Here is a 25,975-nt window from a genome sequence, read left to right on the forward strand (position 1 = left end):
CAATTAAAATAATTTCAAAGACTTGTCCGGATGGTAAGAAAGTTATAACCGGCAATAAAGAAATGGAGGAGAACATAATGGCGAAAATGTATACATTATCAGCACAAGAATCGGACATCCAGGAGCTGCTATATGTCTCAAATGATCCAGGTTCAGCCGGAAAGCCTTCAGCCAGCGAACTTGATGACTCTACTCCATATACTGATGTGTTCATGGATAATAAAAAAAATTACTGGTTTGCCAAAGCCGAGGATACCAAAAACAAACGGCACACCATCTATATCTTTGACCATAAAAATGGCAGGCTCATCTCACATAAAGTCAACGGCCGACCGAATTTTTATGAGTTTGATGACAGTGTTGTCATCGCTTGTGAAGGTGATGGGTCTAAAGGCTCGCTTCTTATTTTCTCAAAGGAACAGCCGAAGCTTATAAAAGAATGGAAAGTGAACGGTTACCTGTGGGAAGTCGAGAAGAATCAAGGAGCCATTTATGTTTCCTGTTATATTGTAGAGGAAGATCAAGCGGTCCTCTACGTCATTAAAGACAATAAGAAAAAAAGGGTGAACCTGGGAAAGAATATGGCACCTACCGATATCCTTTGCATTAAGGATGAGGTTTACATTTCAGCGGCTCCCATTCTAAATGGCGATCCCAAGAAAATCATTGTCCTGAACAGTAAAGAGAAAGTGGTAAGAGAATATCCGCTAAGCATATCACCGAGAACACTCTATCATGTAGAGGATGAGATCATGGTGTATGAATTGGATCTTGCCACAGGGAAAACGGAAAAGATTGTATATGTAAATCTGAATACAGGTGAACAGTTCACACATGCGATTCCAAATTCGCAAGTGGTGGAATGTACGAGCCGCTCGCTTTCTCTCCTGCAGCAAGACAGCAAAACCTTGTTTACGTGGGACCATACGAATCGGAAAATCGTTGAAAGCCGAAAGATTTCTTAAATCAATACACATAATGTTCAATCCTGCGGTGGTGATACTGCAGGATTTTTTCTTATTCGGAAGAAGAGGTTATCTAATGAAAGAACGTCCTTTTGAAAGGAGGGAGATGCGTGAAAGAAAGAGAATGGATCCCTGGAATCAACCATATTGAATTCTGGGTGAACTCGATGGAAGAGTCTATGAAATTTTATGAAACGCTGTTTGCTTTGATCGGGTGGAAGGAGATTAGGAAAGGCATGTTCAGTTCTGGACATATCGAGATCTATTTAAAGGAGGCCGGTGTTCTGCGGACTGATTCTGCAGGGCCAAGGCACATTTGCTTTCAGGCAGTCTCACGCGATGTGGTTGATCGTGTCGGCAGCTATCTGCAGGAAACCGGTGCAGAGATGATCAGGGGCCCTGTTGAAGTACCCCGCTATTCAAAGGGATATTATACGGTAGACTTCAGAGATCCTGACGGATATGTGCTGGAAGTTGCACATACTCCACACATGAAGCTCTAATAAAGGAGAAATGATAAAGGATGGACGCAGTCTGGAATGGAGCGGCGGGAATTTGCAGAAACGATGAAAACAAAATTGTCATGGTGCTGCAGGGTCAGATGGGGGAAGAAAAGAGATGGGGCGTACCATCAGGGCAGGTTGAATCCGTGGAAACGTTTCAAGGATGCTGTGCCCGGGAATTTTGGGAGGAAACAGGTTATCGGTAAATGTGGGCAGCCCGACCAGCTGATCCATGAAATCTCCTGGATAACGGCAGAAGAAATTGGCCGGTTAATTCTCTCTTTTCCGGAAGACCATCCTGTTTTAGTTGAAATGGATGAACCGCTCTCTGTTTAGAAAAAATGTTAGGGGAGGAGAAAAATGAGCAGATATATTCGAAAGGGCACGGCGGCTGACTTTCAAAATATGAAAGAATTAGTAGGAAATCCGGATAATTTAATGGATGAATGGTCAAAAGAACAATGGGTCTCCGCGTTGGAACGTGAAGATGTCGGGGTGTTTGCTGCGGAGGAAGAGGGAGTTCTTCATGGTTATGCGGTTGTCCGGCTCAACAAGAAGGATCCCGTTTCCTTAACAGAAAAGCCCAGGGCTCTCATCACCCATTTATGTACCATGTCCGGGGAGGGCCAGTTGCGCCAAATGCTTGTGCAGCACTGTTTGGCCTGGGCGAGGAAAAAAGGAGCCAGAGATTTTGAGATGTAGCAGCGGTCAGGAAAGGGAGTGATCTTGTGAACCATCAATTTTTAGCGAAGTGGAAATGGTATGAAATAGAGTCAGCAGGACAAAAGGCACAATACCTCAAGAACATGGTTCACGAGCTGCCGGATAGTTCTCACTGGATCAACAATATAAAAGAAGAAACAAGCAATTATTTACGAATAGAGCACGACGGCAGCCCCGTCCTGAACGGCTGCCTTATCTATGAAAAAGAGGATCTGGGAGAAGATGAATATAACAATGATTTCTTCCATTTCTACGTAACAAAAAATTATTTTGTTACAGTAGGGCTGGATGTTACGAAGCTGATCCGGACAGAGAAAAAAGGCATGCTTGAACAGATGCATCAATGCGAAACAGCGGCAGAAGGCTTTTTTATCCTCCTTGGCGAAGTGCTGAACAACTATCTCGACGGAATCGATAAATTCGAGCACAGGCTGAAAACCCTTCAGCATGATATGAAGAAAAATAATAATCAAAACCTGCTGGAACGCATTTATGATCTGCGCCAGGAATTATTAATTTGGACAGACCTGACCATACCAGTTGACGAAATTAAGCTGGCAGCGGCAGAAGCATTTTTAGATGGCATTACAGAAACAAGAGAATACAGGAGGACGAGCGTCAGGATCGAACGTACACTGAATCTGATCAGCCATTACAAACAAGATATAGATACAATGATCAACCTTGAAGAAGTTCTTTCTTCACATCGAGGAAACGAAATTATGAAGACACTCACGGTTATGACCGTTATCTTCACTCCGGGTATGATGCTCGGCTCAATCTGGGGTATGAATTTCAAGAACATGCCCGAGCTCGATTGGAAAACGGGATATGCTTGGGCACTGGGTCTCATCGGTTTATCTATCATCAGTATCTACATATGGCTCAGGATGAAAGGGTGGACAGGAGACCTTTTAAAAAGCCGCAGAAAAAAACACCGGTTCAAATAAATACACACTTCCGTGAAAAAAAATATAAACATTTGCCGCAAAAATCCGATAGAAAAAAAGATTTGACTACTTTTGTCGAATCCTAAAACTATTGGGAAAAAATTTTAATTAAAAACCAACCAACTTACCATTAATAGCAGGATATTTCGTTCGAAATGTTATAGGGAGTATGTAGACGGGAGTTGTCAGCGGCGAATGAAGAAAATTTTTCAAACCATCATGTCCTTATGTTTATTATCTGGAATTCTGGCACCAACTGTACCGGTGCACGCCAGCACAAGTGAAGCACCGAAAGTAAAAAGCCAGAGTGCCATCCTGATTGATCAGAAAACCGGGAACGTTCTTTATAATAAAAAGGACAGCAAGAAGATGTATCCTGCAAGTATCACTAAAATTGTAACGGCAATCCTTGCCATCGAGTCCGGTAAAATGGATGAAATGGTAACCATCAGTAAAAACGCGACCCTGACAGACGGAACAAGGGTCTATTTATCTGAGGGAGAACAGCTTCCTTTAAAGAAGCTTGTTGAGGGAATGATCGTGAACTCGGGAAATGACGCAGCTGTAGCAATTGCGGAATATCTTGCAGGAGATGTGCCTTCATTTGCCGATAAAATGAATGAATTTGCGAAAAAGGCAGGAGCCACGCATACCCATTTTGTGACGCCGAACGGATTGTTTAATCCTGATCATTATACAACAGCAGAAGATATGGCCAAGATCACTCAAGTCGCCATGAAAAATAAAGAATTCCAAAGAATTGTGAGTATAAAAGATCTCCCTTGGCACGTAAAGGGCTGGAATACAACCCTTGTGAATCATCATCGTCTGCTCTGGGACTACCCGGGCACGACAGGGGTCAAAAACGGCTATGTCAGTCAGGCGAAACACACGCTTGTTACCTCGGTGTCCAGAAATGGAATGGATTTTATTGCGGTGGTCTTAAAAGCTCCGACGGCTAAGGCGTCTTACAGAGATACCATTTCACTTTTCGAATACGGGTTTAACCATTTTCAGAGGCAGAAACTTTCCAAAGGAACCATGATTGAGGATTCTGCCGGAAAAGAACATGCTTTGAAAAAGGACCTTGAATTTACACTCCCTATGGGGGAGAATTATACGAAGAATGTTTCTTCAAACGGGGAATTAACGGTGCAGGACAGCAAAGGAAATGAGCTGGCCGCAGTTCAGCTGTTTCATCCAAGCCCCAAAAAAGCAGCCAGCAAAATGGCTTCAAGCACGGCAGAAAAGGTAAAAGAAATAACGCCGCTGCAGTTAACCACAAGGACGGCAGTCTTCTTCTACAGCCTGTTTCTGCTGCTTGTCTCCTGCATGGTGATCGTCCGCATGAAAAAGAAAAAGAGAAAAGAACAGCGGATGAAAAGGCTGGCGAAGAACTATACGTTTATTAAATAACACCTTCTTGGAGGGTGTTTTCTTCTGAAATCATCATAAATTTGGCAAGTGAATCGAAAGAAATATAGTAGAAGTATAAATAAGGGTGCTGATAGGTGGGTTTTTATGGATATTAATACGAAAATCAGGATACTTGTAGTGACAGTGTTTATTTTAATGATGATGACCGCGATCATGTCGCTGACCAATTAAAAAAGTGTATTTAAACGTAAAGAGAGGATCTCCTCTCTTTTTTTATGCCGCAGTACTCACATAATTCCCTTTTAATATCCAAATAATGGGTATAACTGGATGAAGCTGCAGTGTTTTGTTATACTTGCACGAACGCTCAGGTCGCATAGTGGTTTAGTCCATTTGAGTAAAATAGGGAAGGAAAACGTGCCCTGCTGGTTGAACAATGTATTGTAGCTAATGATGACTATCATGAGAAATGGGGTATTACATTGTATATTGTCCATTCAACTTTTGCCGTCCCGGAACAAAAGGCGGGAGAAGTAATCAACATATATAAAAACAGATCGCGTCTAGTAGACAAAGCAAAAGGATTTAAGGATTTTCTGCTGCTTCAAAACGAAAAACGCCCAGGGGAAATTACGGTTCAGTTAACGTTTGAGACCAAAGAACATTATCTGGAATGGGTAAGAAGCACGCAGTTCAAAGAAATTCACGATATGGAGAAAAAATACCCTGATCAGGAGCTTGCAGCAATCGTTCCTACTGTCAGACAATATAAGGTGGTTGCCACATGACACAAGTCCCTGTAGATGATATTGTAAATAGTGTAGTGAAAAAGATGTATGAGGATTATCCCGAACTTCTTGACAAATACGGTGAAAAAGGGAAAAGAAAAGCCATTGAAGACAATCACCACCATATGAAGCATTTGGAGACCGCCTACGAGCTGGAAAATCCGGTTTTTTTCACGGATTATGCGAGCTGGCTTAATGGTATCCTCGAAAAGTTCGGCATGTCTGCTGACCTTTTAATTTATAATTTTGATGAAATTGATAAAATTTTAGGCGATATGAATCCCGATGACAGGATAACTGCTTACCGCACCTATCTTGATGAGGGAATAAAGGTCTTAAGAAAGAAGGCATAAGGGGGGATTCAAGTGCAACACCAGTTACCGCAGCAATTCGCTGAGTATCTTTTAGCAGGTGATCAGCAGAATGCGATCCAGCTTTTGCGTGTGACCGCTAAGGACACTGCGAGGTATCAGCTGTATTATGAACTGTTGACTCCTGCTATGCGCTATATCGGAGAATTATGGGAACGAAACGAAATTACTGTTGCTGAGGAACATCTGGCCACCGCCGTTTGTGATTTTGTGCTGGCGCAATACCATTACACTCCAGACCGGCAGAAGCTCTTAAACCAGCACGGCCATAATCATAAAGCTATGTTTTCCTGCCTTGAAGGAGAGCAGCATGCCCTTGGGCTTAAAATGGTATCCTCCCTGTTTGAGGAAGACGGATGGCACTCGAGGTATATGGGAGCGGATCTTCCATTGGAATATACAGTTCACACAGCAGAAAAATGGCTTCCGGATGTTATTGGCCTATCGGTTTCCATCGCATATAATCTGCCAAACTTAAAAAGGTATGTGGAAGCTCTGGAGAGTTTAAATTACGGCCCTACTGTCGTAATCGGCGGCCGCTTGGCAGAAAAGTATGACCTCAGGCCGTATTGTTCAGACAAGACCGTTATTATAAAGGATGTCGCTGAGCTTCAAAACTGGCTGGAAGTGTATAGTGCAGGAGAGAAGCAGAATGTCCGTTATTGATTATGTGTTACCCGTTCCATATATTAAAATCAACAATGACTTTGAAATTATAAATTACTCTAAGGAAGCGGAAAATATTTTTCAATTCAGCAGTAATTTATCTTCCATTGTAGATGAAGAAAATGTAGCCAAGCTGAAAAACTTTTTGAAGACATCTGATAACAGCAAGCCGGTGGAGATCAGTTTGAGAACGAAAACCCGCCCTCTCGAACTATTTGACCTTTACGTGTCGTGGGATCATTATCTCAACGGGCATGTAGTTTGCATAAAAAAGGATCAGAACAATAAATTTCTTGAAGACATGGTATTAAACCTTCAGAACCGACTTTCAAGCACGGACTTTGAGCTGTTTGAAAAAAAGGAAGAACTTGAAAAGGCGTTTATGGAGATTGACAAGCTCTCAGGCCCTTTTATTACATTGTCCGCTGAGGTTGCTTTAATCCCCATGTTCGGTGATATTACGCCCCGGAAAATAAATGCCATTAAAGAAAATACGCTGAAAAGCGCGTATAAGCATGACCTGGATACGATGCTGTTCGATTTTACCGGTGTAGGCTCTATTACACGTGAAGGGCTGCAGGAGATGGAAAGCTTGTTCACTGCCTTATCCTATATGGGCGGGATTGAAGCAGTCATCGTCGGAGTAAAGCCTGAACATGCGAAACAAATGAACGCGCTGAATGCAGATGAGGAATTTTCCTTTTTATCGACGCTGCAGGAGGCCATGAGAAAGTACCTATAAAAAGACACCAGAGAGCTTGGTGTCTTTTCGCTGTTTTACCGGAATTTCTGCCTTGGCACAAACGCCATTAAGACGGGTGCCAGGGCAGCGCCGGCAATGAGCCCGAATAAATGGCCGTAAATATTAATTCCTTCGGTGGTAAACGTGGTGATTAAGCTGAAGACCAGAACGACAAGCAATATCTGTTTGTTGCCTGCCCCTGCTAAATATTCTTTGCGTGCATACATCAAATAAAGATAGATGCCGAACAGCCCAAAAATAGCACCTGATGCTCCGATATGGGCAAAGTTAAGGGGAAGAATAAAATAGGTTGCGATATCTGCAATAATGCCGGCGCCAAAATATCCGATCAGAAATTTGCCTTTGCCAAGAATTCTCTCAAGGGCAGGCCCGAAAATAACGAGTGAAAATGAATTGAAGAGCACGTGCGTAAGGCTGACATGTGTAATGATCGGTGTGACGAGCCGCCAATATTCTCCCTGGGAGATGTAATAGTTAGAGCCGGCAAAATAATAGTAAAGAAAGTCCGCCTGCGGTCCAATATTAAGCAGGAGAAAAACGATCAAATGAAGAGCTGTCAGGATCGAAATGACAGGGTAAAGCCTGATAAAAGTCTTGAAATTTTCCTCCCTTACAAACAACCAGCATCACCACCTGTATGTAGTATATTTATCTTAGCACAACGGCAATACAAATAAGAAATACGAAAGCCGTAGAAAGGAAGCACTGATGATTATTGGCACAGGAATTGACATTGTGGAGATTGCAAGGATAGAAGAGGTCTGCCAGAAGCAAGTTCGTTTTCCCGATCGGATCCTCACTGAAAAAGAGCTTGAGGCGTACGGCGTTTTAAAGGGAAGACGGCAGGCTGAATTTCTTGCGGGGCGTTTTGCTGCCAAGGAAGCCTATGCAAAGGCAGTGGGAACGGGAATCGGGAAGCATCTGTCTTGGCAGGATATCGAGATTACGAAAAATGATAACGGGAAGCCTGTCATATTCGGCGGAACGGATAAGATCGCCCATCTCTCCATTTCACATTCCAAAGAATTTGCTGTGGCGCAAGTCGTGCTGGAAGCTGCTCCGGAATAAGCTTCGATTTTCAGAGCTCGTCATGCTAGTCTGCATATTGTCCCATTTGCCCACATATATTGTAATGCGGTCAGGAAGGACATCCTGTTTGCGTGGTTGAGAGCGTAAATACAGGGTGCCCTTCCTTTGTAAAATAAAGGGCAAAGGGGATAAGAACATGAAGAAGACACTGTCAATAACCTTGATGGCGTTTCTATTCATATTCGGATTGGCGGGCTGCGGAGCGAAAAGCCAGGAAGATGTAGTAACGTCGCTGGATAGGAAGATGGAGGAAATGACGGGATACAAAGCAGATGCCGTCATGACACTGAATACGGGCGAGAAACCAATTCAGTATCAGCTGGAAGTGTGGCATAAGAAACCAAACTTCTATCGTGTGAATCTAAAAAACGCCAAGAAGGATCAAAGCCAGATGATCCTAAGGAATAAAGAAGGTGTTTTTGTTTTAACGCCTGCTCTCAATAAAAGCTTCAGATTCCAAAGCGACTGGCCGGAAAATAACAGTCAGGTCTATTTGTTCGAGTCTCTGGCAGCAGACATACTGAATGATACGGACCGAGGATTTAAAGCGAAGGAGAATTCGTATGTTTTCCATACAAAAACCAACTATCAAAATAAAAACCTGTACCAGCAGGAGATAACGCTGAATAAAGATCTGGCTCCGAAATCAGTAAGAGTTATGGATAAGGATGCAAAGGAACTGGTGAAGCTGCAATTCTCCAATGTGAAGTTCGATGCTAAATTTGATAAGGGCGCTTTTGACATGGAGACCAACATGACAGGAGCACAGCTTGAACTGCCGGCGATGAGCCAGAAAAGTAACCAAAAGGCAATGGAAGTATTGTATCCGAAGTACAGCGGGCCTGGGAATATCGAATTGACCAATGAAAAGGAAGTTAGCGTGGATGACGGCAAACAAGTTGTTCTCAGTTTCTCGGATGAAAATAATAAAAAAACATTTACATTGATTGAAAGAAAAAATGAAGCCGTTCAGACAACTGCCGGAAAACCAGAAAGGCTGACCATGCCTGGCGGAGAACCCGTTGATCTGGGCTATACCGTTGGAGCGATGAATGATAAGTCGATTTCATGGACGTATAAGGGAGTGGATTTTTTCCTTGCATCCAATTCGCTTGATCAGGAGGAACTGATGGCCATTGCGCGTTCGGTTTCCGCTCAAGGCTCAAAATAATAAAGTTAAAAGGATTTGGCTGATTTCGCATTTTGTGAATCAGCCTTTTTTATTCTGCATTTGCCCTTACGGAAATGGGATGAATGTTGTAGAATAACGAATAGACGAATTTCTATAAGAAGAAGATATAGATAGATGGGACGGATAAGTTTGGATACTCGGGAGTTTTACAGAGACACTTGGGCAGAGGTTGATTTGTCCAGCATCGAAGAGAATATTCGCTCATTCCGCGGCCTGCTTCCAGACCGAACGGAAATTATGGCCGTAGTGAAAGCGGATGGATACGGACACGGAGCGCTGCCTGTCGCAAAAACGGCACTTGAAGCAGGGGCAGCCTATCTTGCAGTCGCATTATTGGATGAAGCACTGTCTCTTCGAAAACAAGGGATACAGGCACCAATTCTTGTACTGGGCCGGACCAGGCCGGAAGATGCGGCACTTGCAGCGGAAAACGATATTTCACTTACCGTTTTTCAAGCGGACTGGGTCGATGAGGCTTCAGTTCATCTTAAAGGAGAGAAGAGGGTCAGCCTCCACCTTAAAATTGACACAGGTATGGGACGGATTGGAACGAGAGAAGCAGAGGAAACCAAGAATCTTGCCTTGAAAATAGAGGAGGTTCCCCAATTTTGCCTGGAGGGCGTGTTTACCCACTTTGCAACGGCAGATGAACTGGAATCTGATCTGGTGGACAAACAATTTGAAAGGTTTGCGCGAAGTTTGGAATGGATCCGTGAAACGGGTGCAGCACCGCTCTTTATCCATTGCGGAAACAGTGCGGCCTCTCTAAGGTTCCCTGACAAAGTCTTTAATATTGCAAGAATCGGAATCTCGATGTACGGACTCGCTCCTTCAGAGGAAGTGAAGAGCGTACTTCCTATTCCGTTAAAAGAAGCCTTTTCCCTGCATACCCGGCTTGTTCATGTGAAAAAAGTTCAACGGGGAGATACGGTAAGCTATGGCGCCACCTATACCGCCAAGGAGGAAGAGTGGATCGGCACGCTTCCGATCGGCTATGCCGATGGCTGGATGAGACGCTATGCTGAAAAAGGTCACGCACTGGCCGGGGGCAGGAAAGTTCCGTTCGCAGGAAGGATCTGTATGGACCAATGCATGGTCCGCCTTCCCCATGAGATGAAGGTCGGTGATCTTGTTACGTTAATCGGCTGCCAGGGGGACGAAAAGATCTCTATTGATGATCTTGCCGCTCAAATCGGTACGATAAACTACGAAATTCCGTGTTTAATTACATCTCGTGTCCCCCGTGTTTACAAAAAGTAAGGTCGAATTTTAGAAAAAATGAATGTAATTTTAAATTTTTAGCAGAATATTAGCAGGACTATTAAAAATCTTGAAGAATATTTACTTTGAAATCGTTTTGCAAACCCTTATCTTAAGTGATAAGATTATATTTGGTTAAGAATGATCGTAGCAAATCGTAGATAAGCTTTGCTCTGGAGGTGTAGGTGTGTCCGAATTGGCTAACACAAAGAGGATCGTAATTAGTCTTCCTCAACAGATTATCAATGAGGTAGACCGGATGATTAAGAATGAGAATTTGGACCGCAGCGAATTTATACATCAGGCGACTAAGATGTATATCCGCGAGAAGAAGAAACGTCACATTCGTGAATCTATGAGACAGGGTTATATGGAAATGGCAAAAATCAATTTGAACATTGCATCAGAAGCCTTTCTTTTAGAGGAGGAAGCTGAAATTACCTTAGACCGCTTAGTTAGCGGGGTGTAGCCCTTTGATCGTAAAACGCGGAGACGTTTACTTTGCAGACCTTTCCCCTGTTGTTGGATCGGAACAAGGGGGAATCAGACCGGTTTTGATTATTCAAAATGATATCGGTAACCGATTTAGTCCTACTGTTATTGTCGCAGCCATAACCGCTCAAATCCAAAAGGCAAAACTGCCGACGCATGTTGAGATCAATGCGAAGAAGTATGGATTCGAACGGGATTCTGTTATCTTGCTGGAGCAAATACGTACGATTGATAAACAAAGGCTGACCGACAAAATCACGCATCTTGATGATGAGATGATGCGTCGCGTTGATGAAGCGTTGCAAATCAGTCTCGGTCTTATAGACTTTTAAACAAACTGCCGTTTCTCCCTGGGAATTGGCAGTTTTTTTAATTGGAAACTATTTACTAATGTAAATAAGCACAGCTTTTGGGAATTGCCGGCGAACTATATAGCAAAAGATTGCAAGAATGAGTGAGAAATGGAATAATAAATATAGTGTACCGATCGTAAGGGGGTATAGAATGAACGCGGCCATCATCGATATTATCTTAAGTAAACGCAACGAAATAGATGAGCTTTGGTCCAGGGAGCTTAATGCTTTCAAAAGTGAGACAAGCGTTATGACACCCCACATGTACAATCAGCTGAACAAGGAATTTTTATCATTGCTGATTCACCATATCAGCCAGGGTGATATTTCAGCTGATGGGACATTGGAACGTTTTTTCGATAAAGTATTGCGGACGAACATGCCGCTTGAATATTTAACACAAGGTCTTCAGACGTTTCGAAGGATTGTTTTGGAGATTATTATTGAGGAAGATATTCAAAAGGATACAGCAATAGATATCTACAGGGAAGTAGACCGCTGGATGGATCCTATTTTAAATTCAGTAGTTCAAAATTCTTCTCAGATTTGGGAACGTACCGTTTCTATTCAAAAGTCAGCGTTGCTTGAATTATCAGCACCGCTTATTCCGGTATTTCAGCATATTAGTGTTATGCCGCTGATTGGAACCATCGATACAGAACGCGCAAAGCTGATTATGGAGAACCTGCTCGAGGGAGTGATTCAATACCGTTCTCAAGTCGTTCTTATTGATATTACAGGTGTTCCCGTTGTCGATACAATGGTTGCTCACCATATAATCCAGGCTGCTGATGCAGTCAGGCTGCTTGGCTCCACTTGTATTCTGGTCGGAATCAGGCCGGAAATCGCCCAGACCATTGTTAGTCTTGGCATTGATTTAAGCCTTTTTCCTACAAAAAGCACACTGCAAAAAGGGATGGAAAGAGCTCTGGAAATTACAAACCAACAAATCGTTAAGGATAAATAGGGAGTGGGAAAAATGAGGATTCCTATTTTGAAACTGCATGAGTATCTTCTTATTACGATTCAAGTAGAGCTCGACGATCAGACAGCTCTGCAGTTTCAAGAAGATCTGCTTAATAAGATTCATGACACCGGCGCCAAAGGTGTGGTAATTGACCTGACATCCGTAGATATGATCGACTCCTTCATCGCCAAAGTATTAGGTGATGTCGTCCGTATGTCAAAACTGATGGGAGCACAAGTTGTTTTGACTGGTATTCAGCCTGCAGTTGCAATTACACTGATTGATTTAGGGATTTCAATGAGAGAGGTTCCGACGGCGCTTGATCTTGAACAAGGGCTTGATAAATTGCGACTGGAACTGGAGGGATGAGTATGGACATCCAATCCTGTGTAGAAGTTTGCAATGAATGGGATATCGTCAGTGCCCGGCAGTTAGGCAGAAACATGGCAAAAGAACTGGGGTTCGGCAATGTGGATCAGGCGCGGATTACAACCGCCATTTCTGAGTTGGCACGTAACATCTACTTGTATGCCGGCAGCGGAAAAATTTGTCTGGAGCCGGTTGAACAAATGGGCAGGAAAGGACTCCGGATCATCGCCGTTGATAACGGTCCTGGGATTCGGGATATCCGAAAGGTTATGCAAGATGGATACACGACTTCTGGAGGACTAGGGGCGGGGCTGCCTGGAGTCAAGCGTTTAATGGACGAGTTTTCCATTGATTCAACGCTGGACAGCGGGACAGAGATCCTTGCTACGAAGTGGCTTCGTTAGGAGGTGTTCAATGAACGAAAGAGAAATGATTATAGATCGATATAAAGACTTGCTGACTACCTATCTTAAAGGCAAAAGCGAGACCGCCCTATATAAAGGGCAGCAATTCAGCAGGAAGCTGATTGAGCAGCAGATCTCTCCCGAAGATGTGATCAGCCATCACGTTAACGTGCTGAATGAGCTTTTTCCCGACATGACGGATGGAATGAAGGACTCTTTTGATTTTCTTCTGGAAGTCATGATCGGGTATGGGTTTGCTTACCGTGAGCATCAGAGCTTAAGGACACGGCAGCGCCAGCTTGAAACTGAAATTGAAGTCGCTGCGAGCATGCAGCAGACACTTCTGATCAGTGATGTGCCAGAGGTGGATTCTCTGGATATTGGAGTGATCAGTGTTCCGGCCAAGAAGATGAACGGAGATTACTTTAATTTTGTAAAAGACGATAAATCAATCAGCGTAGCAGTTGCTGATATCATCGGCAAGGGCATACCGGCTGCGCTATGTATGTCCATGATTAAATATGCCATGGACAGCTTGCCTGAACAGCGTATGCAGCCTAATCTCCTGCTTGAAAATTTAAATAGAGTCGTTGAACAGAATGTGCATCCGAACATGTTTATTACTATGCTTTATGGGCTGTATGACACAGATGTCCATAAGTTTTATTTTGCCGGTGCAGGACATGAGCCCGGTTTTTTTTATAAAGCGGAAAGCGACGAGTTTGAAGACATGTTTGCCAAGGGTCTCGTTTTGGGTGTTTCCCGAACAACCAAATATATGGAATATGAAAAACAGCTCGATCCGGGTGATATGATTATTCTTCTTTCCGATGGCGTGACCGAGTGCCGGACTAGCAAAGGGTTCATCGAAAGAGATGAGATTGTTTCTCTGATCCGTGAGAATATGCATAAACCGGCTCAGGAAATTGTCGATTGTGTGTTTACAGAGCTTGAGAGACTTCAGGAATTTGAACTAAGAGATGACTTTACACTTATTATTCTAAAAAGAATGGTTTAACCGTTTTTGAAAAAGGGTAAATCATTTTATGGGTTTATGATAATATCCTGGGGGGAAAAAAATGAATCTGCAAATTAAACATGAAGAAACTAATGGAGTTCACTATTTAATATTAGCTGGAGAAGTAGACGCATACACTGCACCAAAACTTAAGGAAGTGCTGGTTCCTCTTACAGAGGAGAAAAATGTACAAATCATGATTGATCTTCAGCACATTGATTATATGGACAGTACAGGCCTTGGAATTTTTGTCGGAGCTTTGAAGTCAACCAAGAAGAATGACAGTTCGCTGAAGCTTCGCGGAATGACCGAAAGAGTTAAACGATTGTTTGAAATTACCGGCCTGACTGAGGTAATGGATATAGACAATGAGGTAAAGGGGGAGGCCAGATGAATAAAGCCTCTGATTTTATCGAAATGACAGTACCTGCCAAACCCGACTATGTCGGTGTGGTGCGTCTGACGATATCTGGTATCGCCAACCGGATGGGTTTTGTTTTTGACGAAATTGAAGATATCAAAATTGCCGTTTCGGAAGCCTGTACGAATGCAGTTAATCATGCATACACAGAAACGGAAAAAGGACAAATCCGGATTGGCTGTGGCGTATATGAAGACCGGCTCGAAATTATGGTTGTAGACCATGGCAAGAGCTTTGATTATGATGATATGAACGAATCACTCGGACCTGTAGAAGGGAAATCCGTGGAACAATTGAATGAAGGAGGTCTGGGCCTCTTCCTAATTGAATCATTGATGGATAAAGTGGAAATTAGCGGTGAAGCGGGTGTGATCGTAATGATGACGAAGTATCTTCACAGAGATGAGGTGGAGGAAAATGTCGACAGGACCTCACCAGCACCTACGCAATAAGGAAGAAGTATATAAGTGGATCGATGAGCTTCAGAATGATCCGCAAAATGAAATTCTTCAAACCAAGCTTGTACATCAATACCAAGATCTTGTCCATTCACTCGCCCGAAAGTTTTCGAAGGGCAAAAGCATTCATGATGATTTAGTGCAGGTAGGGATGATTGGACTGCTGGCTGCACTCCGCAGGTATGATCCTGAATTCGGCCGTTCATTCGAATCGTTTGCGGTTCCTACCATCATTGGTGAAATTAAACGCTTTATCCGGGATAAGACCTGGAGTGTCCATGTGCCGAGACGGATTAAGGAACTTGGGCCGCGTATAAAAAAAGCCGTAGAAGAACTGACGAACCAGCTTCAGCGTTCTCCGAAAATCCAGGAAATTGCCGATTTCTTGGAGGTCACGGAGGAAGAAGTACTGGAGACGATGGAGATGGGCAAAAGTTATCAAGCTCTTTCTGTCGACAGTTCAATTGAAGCAGATCAAGAAGGAAGCACAGTAACATTGCTGGACCTTGTCGGATCTCAGGATGCCGGCTTTGACCAGATCGATAAAAGAATGCTGCTGCAGAAGGCGTTCTCTGTTCTTTCTGAAAGAGAACAAGAAATTTTGAAATGTACGTATTTTGAGAATCTAAGCCAGAAAGAAACAGGAGAACGGCTCGAAATTTCTCAAATGCATGTTTCTCGCTTGCAAAGGAGAGCACTTGAAAAACTTCGGGAAGCAATTCGCGTTGAACCATCGGAGGCTTTAAAATGATCCAGGACTATTCCTATGACAAAATAGCTGTCTCTTCCTTTCAAAAGCCTAAGAATGGTAATGACCTATGCGGAGATAGTTTTTATGTCACGGAAACCCGTGATTATTTTATTTGTGCAGTAGCAGATGGGCTAGGAAGCGGGAGTATGGCAAGAACTGCTTCTCAGGCAGCTGTTAATGCAGTTGAGCAGAATCATCAATTAGATGTTGAGGAACTCATGAGGGTGTGTAATGAGGAGCTGAAAGGGACTCGCGGAGCGGTTCTTTCCATCTTTAAGATTTATTTCCGGCAGGAGGCAGTGATTTATGCTGGTGTTGGAAACATCCGCTTTATGATGGCCGGAAAAGACCGTAAGTTAATTTATCCCCTTCCGACTGTGGGATTTCTCTCTGGAAAACCCCAAAAATTTCGGATTCAGCAATTTCCTTTTGATAATCAGACTGCTTTTATTATTTATTCTGACGGAATGGAAATTCATACGCAAAGCCGCAGTATCTTGACAAATATGGTTTCGCCAAAGGAGTCTGCGGCTTACCTTGGAAACCTTTCTCAAAAATTAATTGATGATGCTACCTGTCTCGTAGGAAAAGTGTCGCATGCATAATATAAGCCGGGCCGATTGAGCCCCGGCTTTTTTTTGTGGTAATTATGAATGATCACCATATACTAATTGAAAAGGGGTGATGCGTTTTGAATCCTGGTTTTTGGATTTGGATTACCCTGGGTTTTATTGCTTTTTACTATATTGTACGTTACGTCAGCCTTGCCAAAAGGACAGAAATTATTTTGGAAAGCCCGTCTGTTACTAAACATTATGCTTCCATTCACGGTTCCCGCATCAAGGAGGAGGAGGAGTGGCGGTATTGAGCATCCGAACGTGGATGCTTTTTTTATTGCGCCGGCTCATGTTTTCTTAAAAGGTGGGGAAAGTGTTAAACTAGAAGAGTATATGATGTCATTTTTACAGTAACGAAAGGGGTACTTCTATTGGAAGGAACAATCGAAAAAACGGATAATGGCTATTTGGACATTGCCAAAGAATTGGGTGTTAAACAAAAACAAGTAGTAAACGTTATCGATTTATTAAAAGACGGCAACACGGTCCCCTTTATCGCAAGGTACCGGAAAGAGCTGACAGGCGGACTGGATGAAGTTCAAATCAAAGAAATCATGGATAGATGGCATTATTCCGAAAACCTTAAAGAGCGTAAAGAGGAAGTTCTCAGGCTGATCGGGGAACAGGGGAAACTGACGGATGAGCTGGCTGCTGCCATTTCAAAGGCTAAAAAATTGCAAGTGATAGAAGATTTATACCGTCCCTACAAGCAAAAGCGAAGAACCAGGGCGACTGCAGCCAAGGAAAAAGGGCTTGAACCGTTCGCGGACTGGATGATGAGCCAGCCTGCACAAGGGGATGTCCTGCAAAAAGCTGCGGAATTTCTTTCTGAGGAAAAAGAAGTACATACAGTGGAAGACGCTGTTGCGGGCGCTCAAGACATCATTGCCGAACAGCTGTCAGATGATGCTTCCATCAGAACGTGGATCAGAGACCTGACGTTTAAAGAAGGAAAGCTGCAAACGTCATTGAAGAAAAATGGAGAGGACGAGAAAAAGGTATATGAAATGTACTATGAGTACACTGAGCCTGTTCAGAAAATCGTTCCTCACCGTATTCTTGCTGTAAACCGGGGTGAAAAGGAAGACGTTCTAAAAGTGGATATTGAGGCTCCTTCGGAGAAAATCATTGAAAGACTCAATCGCACTGTAATTAAAAATTCCTCTTCACCGGTGGTATCATTCCTAAAAGAGACCATTGAAGACAGCTATAGAAGGCTGATTGCTTCTTCTATTGAACGCGATATCCGGAATGAACTAACGGATAAGGGTGAAGAGCAGGCAATCCACATTTTCTCTGAGAACTTAAGGAACCTTCTTCTTCAGTCTCCATTAAAGGGAAGAATGGTACTCGGTGTGGATCCTGCTTACCGGACAGGCTGCAAACTTGGTGTGGTGGACGAGACCGGAAAGATGCTCCATATCCAGACGATTTATCCTACACCGCCGAGGTCGGAAGTGCAAAAATCCGAATCAGTGGTCAAAGAACTGATCGCAAAGTATGGCATACATGTCATTGCCATCGGAAACGGAACAGCCTCAAGAGAAACGGAACAGTTCATTGTCAATACGATTAAAAGCATTGAGGAATCTGTTTCTTATATCATCGTAAACGAGGCGGGCGCCAGTGTTTATTCAGCTTCTGCTATCGCAAGGGAAGAGTTTCCAGAACTGCAGGTCGAGGAACGCAGTGCGATATCCATCGCTCGGAGACTGCAGGATCCGCTCGCTGAACTGGTGAAAATTGATCCAAAGTCTGTCGGTGTGGGACAGTATCAGCATGATGTCTCGCAAAAACGTCTGAACGAATCTTTAACCTTTGTCGTGGAAACAGCCGTGAACCAAGTGGGTGTTAATGTGAATACCGCTTCCTCGTCCCTTCTTCAATATGTAGCAGGCTTGTCCAAGACCGTGGCACAGAACATTGTAAAGGTAAGAGAGGAAAAGGGGAAATTCGTGAAGCGGGAAGAATTGAAAAAAATTCCGAGGCTCGGTGCGAAAACCTATGAGCAATGTATCGGCTTCTTACGGATTCCTGACGGGAAAAACCCGCTTGACCAAACAGCCATTCACCCGGAGAGCTATAAAGAAACACTCCAGCTTTTGAAGGAAATAGGCAGTGAACTTCAGGAGATTGGCTCAGAAGATTTAAAATCCAAGCTGAAAACCATTGATATAAAATCAATGGCAGCCAAATTAACGATTGGGGAACCGACTCTTCAGGATATCATTGACGGCTTATTGCGGCCTAACCGGGATGTCCGGGAGGAATTATCAAAGCCGCTGCTGAAAACGGATGTGCTAAAGCTTGAAGATCTGGAAAAAGGGATGGAGCTTGAAGGAACCGTCCGGAACGTTGTTGATTTTGGGGCTTTTGTAGATATTGGTGTGAAACAGGATGGCCTTGTTCATATTTCTAAACTGGCCAAACGCTTTGTGAAGCACCCGATGGATGTCGTGAGTGTCGGCCAGGTTGTCACCGTATGGGTAGACAGTGTCGATCTGGCGAAAGGGAGAGTGGCGTTAACTATGCTGCCGCCAGATGCCCAGTAATCCTCGCTGAATTTATGGCAGAGTGTTGCTTTCAGTCGTGCAGTTCTTTTGATTATAAAAAAACCAGCATTGATTTAAAAGACGGATCTGATAACGGTCTTTTTGATAGTAGGCTTTTCTAAGTTGCTTCTTAAACCATGTAGGCATAGACAAAACCTCCACTTATTCAAGCGTGATTTAGTCTATGTCTCATGGCTTGTTGATGTGACCAACTTTTTGTTTTAGAAGGAGAAAGGAAAAGAAATGGAACAAAAGGAACTACAACATCTTGTTGAACATCTTTCACAGGATTATTTCCAAAAGCGCTTTCGGCATACCGCCCGCTTTAATGCCCGGTTGAGAACTACTGGAGGGCGATATTTGCTGAGGTCCCATGATATAGAGATCAATCCGAGGCAGCTGACTGAGTTCGGCTATGAAGCGCTCGTAGGCATCATTAAACATGAATTGTGCCATTACCATCTCCACATAGAAGGCAGGGGCTATAAACATCGGGACCCGGAATTTAAGCAGCTTCTGAAGAAGGTTGGCGGGCTGCGCTATTGCGAAGCATTGCCTGGAGCCAGGACAACACAGCCGTATAAATATCTTTATATATGTTCAAACTGCAAGCAGCAATATAAGCGTAAGCGCAGGGTCAATACGGCTAAATATGTATGCGGAAAATGCAGAGGGAAATTGATTTTAACTTAAAGCTAAAAAAGTGTTGACTAGAAAGTCTGATCTGTGTTAGATTAATAAAGTCGCTGAAAGGCATCTTGTCCTTACATAGACAAAATAAATTTCAAAAAACATATTGACTTTTGAGGCTGAACAAAGTATGATATTAAATGTCTCAAAAACACATTCCACAGTAGCTCAGTGGTAGAGCTATCGGCTGTTAACCGATCGGTCGTAGGTTCGAGTCCTACCTGTGGAGCCAATTACAGAGAAGTACCCAAGTGGCTCAAGGGGCGCCCCTGCTAAGGGTGTAGGTCGCTAACGCGGCGCGAGGGTTCGAATCCCTTCTTCTCTGCCAGTTGTGGCCCGTTGGTCAAGCGGTTAAGACACCGCCCTTTCACGGCGGTAACACGGGTTCGAATCCCGTACGGGTCACCAAACGATTTTCTTACAAACATAAATATGGACTCGTGGTGTAGTGGTTAACATGCCTGCCTGTCACGCAGGAGATCGCCGGTTCGACCCCGGTCGGGTCCGCCATTTTTTCTCAAACAACATACATCAACATGAAATTATTGGGCTATAGCCAAGTGGTAAGGCAACGGACTTTGACTCCGTCACTCGTAGGTTCGAATCCTGCTAGCCCAGCCATCTTTCATGAGCCATTAGCTCAGTCGGTAGAGCATCTGACTTTTAATCAGAGGGTCGAAGGTTCGAGTCCTTCATGGCTCACCATCTTAATAATAGCAGCACAAACACACATGCGGGTGTGGCGGAATTGGCAGACGCGCTAGACTTAGGATCTAGTGTCTTATGACGTGGGGGTTCGAGTCCCTTCACCCGCACCATTTTTTTAAAACTTTAATTGCTTTGCGGTCGTGGCGGAATGGCAGACGCGCTAGCTTGAGGGGCTAGTGGGGGCAACCCCGTGGAGGTTCGAGTCCTCTCGACCGCACCAAAGCTTCTCATATAACATTTAAATAAAGAAATAAAATATGCGCCCTTAGCTCAGCTGGATAGAGTGTTTGACTACGAATCAAAAGGTCGGGAGTTCGAATCTCTCAGGGCGCGCCATAACGGGAAGTGGCTCAGCTTGGTAGAGCACCTGGTTTGGGACCAGGGGGTCGCAGGTTCAAATCCTGTCTTCCCGACCATCTTTTTCGCGGGTGTAGTTTAGTGGTAAAACAAGAGCCTTCCAAGCTCTGGTCGTGAGTTCGATTCTCATCACCCGCTCCATTTAATTTTTGGGCCTATAGCTCAGCTGGTTAGAGCGCACGCCTGATAAGCGTGAGGTCGATGGTTCGAGTCCATTTAGGCCCACCATTTTTTAAGGGCAATGCACTTGACATCCGCTCTTCTAATGGATATAATAGTTAAGCTACACTAACAAGTAGCAAATGTTCTTTGAAAACCAAACAAAAGCCAGGTAAGTCAGGGATTTTACAATCCCATCAATTTCTTATTTTTAAACATTAAGAGCTATATCAAACACTTTATTGGAGAGTTTGATCCTGGCTCAGGATGAACGCTGGCGGCGTGCCTAATACATGCAAGTCGAGCGAACCAAAGAGAGCTTGCTCTCTGAGGTTAGCGGCGGACGGGTGAGTAACACGTGGGTAACCTGCCTGTAAGACGGGGATAACTTCGGGAAACCGAAGCTAATACCGGATGATAAAGAGAAACGCCTGTTTCTCTTTTGAAAGTCGGCCTTGTGCTGACGCTTACAGATGGGCCCGCGGCGCATTAGCTAGTTGGTGAGGTAACGGCTCACCAAGGCGACGATGCGTAGCCGACCTGAGAGGGTGATCGGCCACACTGGGACTGAGACACGGCCCAGACTCCTACGGGAGGCAGCAGTAGGGAATCTTCGGCAATGGACGAAAGTCTGACCGAGCAACGCCGCGTGAGCGATGAAGGCCTTCGGGTCGTAAAGCTCTGTTGTCAGAGAAGAACAAGTACCGGAGTAACTGCCGGTACCTTGACGGTACCTGACCAGAAAGCCACGGCTAACTACGTGCCAGCAGCCGCGGTAATACGTAGGTGGCAAGCGTTATCCGGAATTATTGGGCGTAAAGCGCGCGCAGGCGGTTCTTTAAGTCTGATGTGAAAGCCCACGGCTCAACCGTGGAGGGTCATTGGAAACTGGGGAACTTGAGTGCAGGAGAGAAAAGTGGAATTCCACGTGTAGCGGTGAAATGCGTAGAGATGTGGAGGAACACCAGTGGCGAAGGCGGCTTTTTGGCCTGTAACTGACGCTGAGGCGCGAAAGCGTGGGGAGCAAACAGGATTAGATACCCTGGTAGTCCACGCCGTAAACGATGAGTGCTAGGTGTTGGGGGGTTCCACCCTCAGTGCTGACGTTAACACATTAAGCACTCCGCCTGGGGAGTACGACCGCAAGGTTGAAACTCAAAGGAATTGACGGGGGCCCGCACAAGCAGTGGAGCATGTGGTTTAATTCGAAGCAACGCGAAGAACCTTACCAGGTCTTGACATCCTCTGACCATCCTAGAGATAGGACTTTCCCCTTCGGGGGACAGAGTGACAGGTGGTGCATGGTTGTCGTCAGCTCGTGTCGTGAGATGTTGGGTTAAGTCCCGCAACGAGCGCAACCCTTGACCTTAGTTGCCAGCATTCAGTTGGGCACTCTAAGGTGACTGCCGGTGACAAACCGGAGGAAGGTGGGGATGACGTCAAATCATCATGCCCCTTATGACCTGGGCTACACACGTGCTACAATGGGTGGTACAAAGGGTTGCAAAGCCGCGAGGCCGAGCCAATCCCAAAAAGCCACTCTCAGTTCGGATTGTAGGCTGCAACTCGCCTACATGAAGCCGGAATTGCTAGTAATCGCGGATCAGCATGCCGCGGTGAATACGTTCCCGGGCCTTGTACACACCGCCCGTCACACCACGAGAGTTTGTAACACCCGAAGTCGGTGGGGTAACCTTTTAGGAGCCAGCCGCCGAAGGTGGGACAGATGATTGGGGTGAAGTCGTAACAAGGTAGCCGTATCGGAAGGTGCGGCTGGATCACCTCCTTTCTATGGAGACATGAGTGCACTTTGATGCCTCATGAACTTACCTGAGCTTTTGTTTGGTTTTGAAAGAACATCGTTTCTTTCAAACAATAGAGGTTATGTGACGCATTTTTTTGCGCGCACGGACCATGTTCCTTGAAAACTAGATAACGAAACATCCAAACAAAGCCAACTAATTCATTAGTTGTGCGCTGATTATGCAAGACCCATGATCTAACGATCATGTGAAACGATTCAGCTGAAAAGCTGATTCGGTTAAAGGTTAAGCTAGAAAGGGCGCACGGTGGATGCCTTGGCACTAGGAGCCGAAGAAGGACGGGACGAACACCGATATGCCTCGGGGAGCTGTAAGTAAGCATTGATCCGGGGATTTCCGAATGGGGGAACCCACCATCCGTAATGGGATGGTATCCATATCTGAATACATAGGATATGAGAAGGCAGACCCGGGGAACTGAAACATCTAAGTACCCGGAGGAAGAGAAAGCAAATGCGATTTCCTGAGTAGCGGCGAGCGAAACGGAATCAGCCCAAACCAGAGGGCTTGCCCTCTGGGGTTGTAGGACACTCAACATGGAGTTACAAAGGAACGGGGTAGATGAAGCGGTCTGGAAAGGCCAGCCAAAGAAGGTAACAGCCCTGTAGTTGAAACTTCGTTCCCTCCTGAGTGGATCCTGAGTACGGCGGGACACGTGAAACCCCGTCGGAATCCGGGAGGACCATCTCCCAAGGCTAAATACTCCCTAGTGACCGATAGTGAACCAGTACCGTGAGGGAAAGGTGAAAAGCACCCCGGAAGGGGAGTGAAAGAGATCCTGAAACCGTGTGCCTACAAGTAGTTGGAGCCCATTAACGGGTGACAGCGTGCCTTTTGTAGAATGAACCGGCGAGTTACGATAACGTGCAAGGTTAAGCTGATAAGGCGGAGCCGCAGCGAAAGCGAGTCTGAATAGGGCGCCATAGTACGTTGTCGTAGACCCGAAACCGTGTGATCTACCCATGTCCAGGGTGAAGTTCAGGTAACACTGAATGGAGGCCCGAACCCACGCACGTTGAAAAGTGCGGGGATGAGGTGTGGGTAGGGGTGAAATGCCAATCGAACACGGAGATAGCTGGTTCTCCCCGAAATAGCTTTAGGGCTAGCCTCGCGGCTAGAGTCCTGGAGGTAGAGCACTGATTGGACTAGGGGCCCCCACAGGGTTACCGAATTCAGTCAAACTCCGAATGCCAGAGACTTATCCGCGGGAGTCAGACTGCGAGTGATAAGATCCGTAGTCAAGAGGGAAACAGCCCAGACCATCAGCTAAGGTCCCAAAGTATACGTTAAGTGGGAAAGGATGTGGAGTTGCCCAGACAACCAGGATGTTGGCTTAGAAGCAGCCACCATTTAAAGAGTGCGTAATAGCTCACTGGTCGAGTGACTCTGCGCCGAAAATGTACCGGGGCTAAACGTATCACCGAAGCTATGGATTGTACCGTAAGGTACAGTGGTAGGGGAGCGTTCGAAGTGCAGTGAAGTCAGACCGGAAGGACTGGTGGAGCGCTTTGAAGTGAGAATGCCGGTATGAGTAGCGAAAGACAAGTGAGAATCTTGTCCATCGAAAGCCTAAGGTTTCCTGAGGAAGGCTCGTCCGCTCAGGGTTAGTCGGGACCTAAGCCGAGGCCGAAAGGCGTAGGCGATGGCCAACAGGTTGAAATTCCTGTACCACCTCCTTTCCGTTTGAACGACGGGGGGACGCAGGAAGGTAGGGAGAGCGCGCGATTGGAAATGCGCGTCTAAGCAGTTAGGCTGATTGTGAGGCAAATCCCGCAATCGTGAAGGCTGAGCTGTGACGGCGAGGGAAATTACAGTACCGAAGTCCCTGATCCTACACTGCCAAGAAAAGCCTCTAGTGAGGAAAGAGGTGCCCGTACCGCAAACCGACACAGGTAGGCGAGGAGAGAATCCTAAGATGATCGGGAGAACTCTCGTTAAGGAACTCGGCAAAATGACCCCGTAACTTCGGGAGAAGGGGTGCTCTGATAGGGTTAACGCCCGAGAGAGCCGCAGTGAATAGATCCAAGCGACTGTTTAGCAAAAACACAGGTCTCTGCGAAGCCGCAAGGCGAAGTATAGGGGCTGACACCTGCCCGGTGCTGGAAGGTTAAGAGGAGGGGTTATCCCTTACGGGAGAAGCTCTGAATTGAAGCCCCAGTAAACGGCGGCCGTAACTATAACGGTCCTAAGGTAGCGAAATTCCTTGTCGGGTAAGTTCCGACCCGCACGAAAGGTGTAACGACTTGGATACTGTCTCAACGAGAGACCCGGTGAAATTATAGTACCTGTGAAGATGCAGGTTACCCGCGACAGGACGGAAAGACCCCATGGAGCTTTACTGCAGCTTGATATTGGATTTTGGTACAGTTTGTACAGGATAGGTAGGAGCCTGAGAAGTCGGAGCGCCAGCTTCGATGGAGGCGTCGGTGGGATACTACCCTGACTGTATTGAAATTCTAACCTGGAACCGTGATCCGGTTCGGAGACAGTGTCAGGTGGGCAGTTTGACTGGGGCGGTCGCCTCCTAAATTGTAACGGAGGCGCCCAAAGGTTCCCTCAGAATGGTTGGAAATCATTCGCAGAGTGTAAAGGCACAAGGGAGCTTGACTGCGAGACCTACAAGTCGAGCAGGGACGAAAGTCGGGCTTAGTGATCCGGTGGTTCCGCATGGAAGGGCCATCGCTCAACGGATAAAAGCTACCCTGGGGATAACAGGCTTATCTCCCCCAAGAGTCCACATCGACGGGGAGGTTTGGCACCTCGATGTCGGCTCATCGCATCCTGGGGCTGAAGTAGGTCCCAAGGGTTGGGCTGTTCGCCCATTAAAGCGGTACGCGAGCTGGGTTCAGAACGTCGTGAGACAGTTCGGTCCCTATCCGTCGCGGGCGCAGGAAATTTGAGAGGAGCTGTCCTTAGTACGAGAGGACCGGGATGGACACACCGCTGGTGTACCAGTTGTTCCGCCAGGGGCATAGCTGGGTAGCTACGTGTGGACGGGATAAGTGCTGAAAGCATCTAAGCATGAAGCCCCCTCAAGATGAGATTTCCCATCACGTTAAGTGAGTAAGACCCCTTAGAGATGATGAGGTTGATAGGTCTGGTGTGGAAGCGTGGTGACACGTGGAGCTGACAGATACTAATCGGTCGAGGGCTTATCCTTAAAATAATCAGAAGTTTGGATGAAGAAGT

27 protein-coding genes, 12 tRNA genes, 2 rRNA genes and 1 pseudogene are annotated in these 25,975 nt (G+C 45.4%); 40 read left to right on the top strand and 2 right to left on the bottom strand.

From position 1 onward, the window contains the following. Positions 1 to 77 precede the first annotated feature (77 nt). From LCY76_RS01275 to LCY76_RS01320, 10 genes and pseudogenes are all read left to right on the top strand, one after another. Positions 78 to 965, top strand: a complete 888-nt coding sequence (locus LCY76_RS01275) for a hypothetical protein (RefSeq protein WP_248251138.1) — start codon at positions 78 to 80, stop codon at positions 963 to 965. 110 nt (positions 966 to 1,075) lie between these two features. Beyond that, positions 1,076 to 1,468 carry a VOC family protein gene (locus LCY76_RS01280; RefSeq protein WP_336606237.1) on the top strand — a complete coding sequence of 131 codons (393 nt, stop codon included), beginning with the start codon at positions 1,076 to 1,078 and terminating at the stop codon, positions 1,466 to 1,468. 20 nt (positions 1,469 to 1,488) lie between these two features. Further along, a pseudogene (locus LCY76_RS01285) lies at positions 1,489 to 1,804 on the top strand (NUDIX hydrolase). 24 nt (positions 1,805 to 1,828) lie between these two features. Next, entirely contained in the window at positions 1,829 to 2,170 is a 342-nt protein-coding gene (locus LCY76_RS01290; RefSeq protein WP_248251139.1) for a GNAT family N-acetyltransferase, read from the top strand. A gap of 26 nt (positions 2,171 to 2,196) precedes the next feature. Beyond that, positions 2,197 to 3,141 carry a magnesium transporter CorA family protein gene (locus LCY76_RS01295; protein WP_248251140.1) on the top strand — a complete coding sequence of 315 codons (945 nt, stop codon included), beginning with the start codon at positions 2,197 to 2,199 and terminating at the stop codon, positions 3,139 to 3,141. Positions 3,142 to 3,336: 195 nt separating this feature from the next. Next, a complete protein-coding gene (locus LCY76_RS01300) occupies positions 3,337 to 4,557 on the top strand; it encodes a D-alanyl-D-alanine carboxypeptidase family protein (RefSeq protein WP_248251141.1) in 1,221 nt (406 codons plus the stop codon). 443 nt (positions 4,558 to 5,000) lie between these two features. Continuing rightward, entirely contained in the window at positions 5,001 to 5,306 is a 306-nt protein-coding gene (locus tag LCY76_RS01305; protein WP_248251142.1) for an antibiotic biosynthesis monooxygenase family protein, read from the top strand. Continuing rightward, a complete protein-coding gene (locus LCY76_RS01310; protein ID WP_248251143.1) occupies positions 5,303 to 5,659 on the top strand; it encodes a hypothetical protein in 357 nt (118 codons plus the stop codon). Before LCY76_RS01305 ends, LCY76_RS01310 begins: the two co-directional genes overlap by 4 nt. Before the next feature lie 12 nt (positions 5,660 to 5,671). Then, on the top strand, positions 5,672 to 6,343 hold the full coding sequence (locus tag LCY76_RS23985; RefSeq protein WP_248251144.1) for a cobalamin B12-binding domain-containing protein: 672 nt from the start codon (positions 5,672 to 5,674) through the stop codon (positions 6,341 to 6,343). Beyond that, complete coding sequence (locus LCY76_RS01320; protein ID WP_248251145.1) at positions 6,330 to 7,085, top strand: STAS domain-containing protein; 756 nt, start codon at positions 6,330 to 6,332, stop codon at positions 7,083 to 7,085. Before LCY76_RS23985 ends, LCY76_RS01320 begins: the two co-directional genes overlap by 14 nt. 35 nt (positions 7,086 to 7,120) lie before the next feature. Here the strand turns inward: LCY76_RS01320 and LCY76_RS01325 are convergent, their stop codons facing one another. Continuing rightward, complete coding sequence (locus LCY76_RS01325; RefSeq protein WP_248251146.1) at positions 7,121 to 7,726, bottom strand: rhomboid family intramembrane serine protease; 606 nt, start codon at positions 7,724 to 7,726, stop codon at positions 7,121 to 7,123. Positions 7,727 to 7,814: 88 nt separating this feature from the next. Here LCY76_RS01325 and acpS point away from each other — a divergent pair, with 88 nt between their 5' ends. The 15 genes from acpS (at position 7,815) to LCY76_RS01400 (ending at position 19,049) form a co-directional block, all read left to right on the top strand. Further along, the gene (acpS, locus tag LCY76_RS01330) at positions 7,815 to 8,174 is read left to right on the top strand and encodes a holo-ACP synthase (protein WP_248251147.1); all 360 of its coding nucleotides are present in this window, start codon (positions 7,815 to 7,817) and stop codon (positions 8,172 to 8,174) included. A gap of 157 nt (positions 8,175 to 8,331) precedes the next feature. Further along, complete coding sequence (locus LCY76_RS01335; RefSeq protein ID WP_248251148.1) at positions 8,332 to 9,366, top strand: LolA family protein; 1,035 nt, start codon at positions 8,332 to 8,334, stop codon at positions 9,364 to 9,366. A 135-nt stretch (positions 9,367 to 9,501) separates the two neighbouring features. Further along, on the top strand, positions 9,502 to 10,647 hold the full coding sequence (gene alr, locus LCY76_RS01340) for an alanine racemase (RefSeq protein WP_248251149.1): 1,146 nt from the start codon (positions 9,502 to 9,504) through the stop codon (positions 10,645 to 10,647). A 187-nt stretch (positions 10,648 to 10,834) separates the two neighbouring features. Continuing rightward, complete coding sequence (locus tag LCY76_RS01345; protein ID WP_053356092.1) at positions 10,835 to 11,116, top strand: CopG family ribbon-helix-helix protein; 282 nt, start codon at positions 10,835 to 10,837, stop codon at positions 11,114 to 11,116. Positions 11,117 to 11,120: 4 nt separating this feature from the next. Next, positions 11,121 to 11,471 (top strand): type II toxin-antitoxin system endoribonuclease NdoA, encoded by a 351-nt coding sequence (gene ndoA, locus LCY76_RS01350; protein WP_007200228.1) that lies wholly within the window; start codon positions 11,121 to 11,123, stop codon positions 11,469 to 11,471. Between the two features lie 172 nt (positions 11,472 to 11,643). After that, positions 11,644 to 12,459: an STAS domain-containing protein gene (locus tag LCY76_RS01355; protein ID WP_248251150.1), complete on the top strand. Its 816-nt coding sequence runs from the start codon at positions 11,644 to 11,646 to the stop codon at positions 12,457 to 12,459. Positions 12,460 to 12,471: 12 nt separating this feature from the next. Beyond that, positions 12,472 to 12,828, top strand: coding sequence for an STAS domain-containing protein (locus tag LCY76_RS01360; RefSeq protein ID WP_007200230.1), 357 nt, complete (start codon positions 12,472 to 12,474; stop codon positions 12,826 to 12,828). A gap of 2 nt (positions 12,829 to 12,830) precedes the next feature. Beyond that, on the top strand, positions 12,831 to 13,232 hold the full coding sequence (locus tag LCY76_RS01365; protein ID WP_053356090.1) for an anti-sigma regulatory factor: 402 nt from the start codon (positions 12,831 to 12,833) through the stop codon (positions 13,230 to 13,232). A gap of 10 nt (positions 13,233 to 13,242) precedes the next feature. Next, positions 13,243 to 14,250, top strand: a complete 1,008-nt coding sequence (locus LCY76_RS01370; RefSeq protein WP_248251151.1) for a PP2C family protein-serine/threonine phosphatase — start codon at positions 13,243 to 13,245, stop codon at positions 14,248 to 14,250. A gap of 61 nt (positions 14,251 to 14,311) precedes the next feature. Then, positions 14,312 to 14,644: an STAS domain-containing protein gene (locus LCY76_RS01375; RefSeq protein ID WP_053356088.1), complete on the top strand. Its 333-nt coding sequence runs from the start codon at positions 14,312 to 14,314 to the stop codon at positions 14,642 to 14,644. Beyond that, positions 14,641 to 15,123: an anti-sigma B factor RsbW gene (gene rsbW, locus LCY76_RS01380; protein WP_248251152.1), complete on the top strand. Its 483-nt coding sequence runs from the start codon at positions 14,641 to 14,643 to the stop codon at positions 15,121 to 15,123. The genes LCY76_RS01375 and rsbW overlap by 4 nt, the downstream gene beginning before the upstream one ends. After that, positions 15,089 to 15,880, top strand: a complete 792-nt coding sequence (gene sigB, locus LCY76_RS01385; protein WP_248251153.1) for an RNA polymerase sigma factor SigB — start codon at positions 15,089 to 15,091, stop codon at positions 15,878 to 15,880. Before rsbW ends, sigB begins: the two co-directional genes overlap by 35 nt. After that, positions 15,877 to 16,485 carry a protein phosphatase 2C domain-containing protein gene (locus LCY76_RS01390; protein ID WP_248251154.1) on the top strand — a complete coding sequence of 203 codons (609 nt, stop codon included), beginning with the start codon at positions 15,877 to 15,879 and terminating at the stop codon, positions 16,483 to 16,485. The genes sigB and LCY76_RS01390 overlap by 4 nt, the downstream gene beginning before the upstream one ends. An 86-nt stretch (positions 16,486 to 16,571) precedes the next feature. Next, the gene (locus LCY76_RS01395) at positions 16,572 to 16,748 is read left to right on the top strand and encodes a hypothetical protein (RefSeq protein ID WP_248251155.1); all 177 of its coding nucleotides are present in this window, start codon (positions 16,572 to 16,574) and stop codon (positions 16,746 to 16,748) included. 120 nt (positions 16,749 to 16,868) lie between these two features. Beyond that, positions 16,869 to 19,049 carry a Tex family protein gene (locus LCY76_RS01400; RefSeq protein ID WP_272885544.1) on the top strand — a complete coding sequence of 727 codons (2,181 nt, stop codon included), beginning with the start codon at positions 16,869 to 16,871 and terminating at the stop codon, positions 19,047 to 19,049. Between the two features lie 12 nt (positions 19,050 to 19,061). On the opposite strand, the gene cmpA is transcribed toward LCY76_RS01400, so the two are convergent. After that, a complete protein-coding gene (gene cmpA / locus LCY76_RS01405; protein ID WP_091010572.1) occupies positions 19,062 to 19,196 on the bottom strand; it encodes a cortex morphogenetic protein CmpA in 135 nt (44 codons plus the stop codon). A 96-nt stretch (positions 19,197 to 19,292) separates the two neighbouring features. On the opposite strand from cmpA, the gene LCY76_RS01410 reads away from it, so the two are divergent. From LCY76_RS01410 to LCY76_RS01480, 15 genes are all read left to right on the top strand, one after another. Further along, positions 19,293 to 19,742: a SprT family protein gene (locus tag LCY76_RS01410; RefSeq protein ID WP_248251156.1), complete on the top strand. Its 450-nt coding sequence runs from the start codon at positions 19,293 to 19,295 to the stop codon at positions 19,740 to 19,742. A gap of 154 nt (positions 19,743 to 19,896) precedes the next feature. Continuing rightward, positions 19,897 to 19,971, top strand: a tRNA-Asn gene (locus LCY76_RS01415). Between the two features lie 5 nt (positions 19,972 to 19,976). Next, positions 19,977 to 20,067, top strand: a tRNA-Ser gene (locus tag LCY76_RS01420). 5 nt (positions 20,068 to 20,072) lie between these two features. Further along, positions 20,073 to 20,147, top strand: a tRNA-Glu gene (locus LCY76_RS01425). Positions 20,148 to 20,173: 26 nt separating this feature from the next. After that, positions 20,174 to 20,249: transfer RNA gene (locus LCY76_RS01430), tRNA-Asp, on the top strand. 36 nt (positions 20,250 to 20,285) lie between these two features. Next, positions 20,286 to 20,360, top strand: a tRNA-Gln gene (locus LCY76_RS01435). 8 nt (positions 20,361 to 20,368) lie between these two features. Continuing rightward, a tRNA-Lys gene (locus LCY76_RS01440) sits at positions 20,369 to 20,444 on the top strand. Between the two features lie 28 nt (positions 20,445 to 20,472). Beyond that, a tRNA-Leu gene (locus tag LCY76_RS01445) sits at positions 20,473 to 20,557 on the top strand. A 24-nt stretch (positions 20,558 to 20,581) separates the two neighbouring features. After that, positions 20,582 to 20,667, top strand: a tRNA-Leu gene (locus tag LCY76_RS01450). 39 nt (positions 20,668 to 20,706) lie between these two features. Further along, positions 20,707 to 20,783: transfer RNA gene (locus LCY76_RS01455), tRNA-Arg, on the top strand. A 3-nt stretch (positions 20,784 to 20,786) separates the two neighbouring features. After that, positions 20,787 to 20,863 (top strand) — tRNA-Pro (locus LCY76_RS01460). An 8-nt stretch (positions 20,864 to 20,871) separates the two neighbouring features. Further along, positions 20,872 to 20,945, top strand: a tRNA-Gly gene (locus tag LCY76_RS01465). Positions 20,946 to 20,955: 10 nt separating this feature from the next. Beyond that, positions 20,956 to 21,032, top strand: a tRNA-Ile gene (locus LCY76_RS01470). A 170-nt stretch (positions 21,033 to 21,202) separates the two neighbouring features. After that, a 16S ribosomal RNA gene (locus tag LCY76_RS01475) occupies positions 21,203 to 22,752 on the top strand. Between the two features lie 257 nt (positions 22,753 to 23,009). Next, positions 23,010 to 25,946: ribosomal RNA gene (locus tag LCY76_RS01480) — 23S ribosomal RNA — on the top strand. Together the 16S and 23S rRNA genes with 12 tRNA genes alongside form the textbook arrangement of a ribosomal RNA operon. Positions 25,947 to 25,975 lie beyond the last annotated feature (29 nt).

This window comes from Fictibacillus marinisediminis (assembly GCF_023149135.1).
GTDB lineage: Bacteria > Bacillota > Bacilli > Bacillales > Fictibacillaceae > Fictibacillus_C > Fictibacillus_C marinisediminis.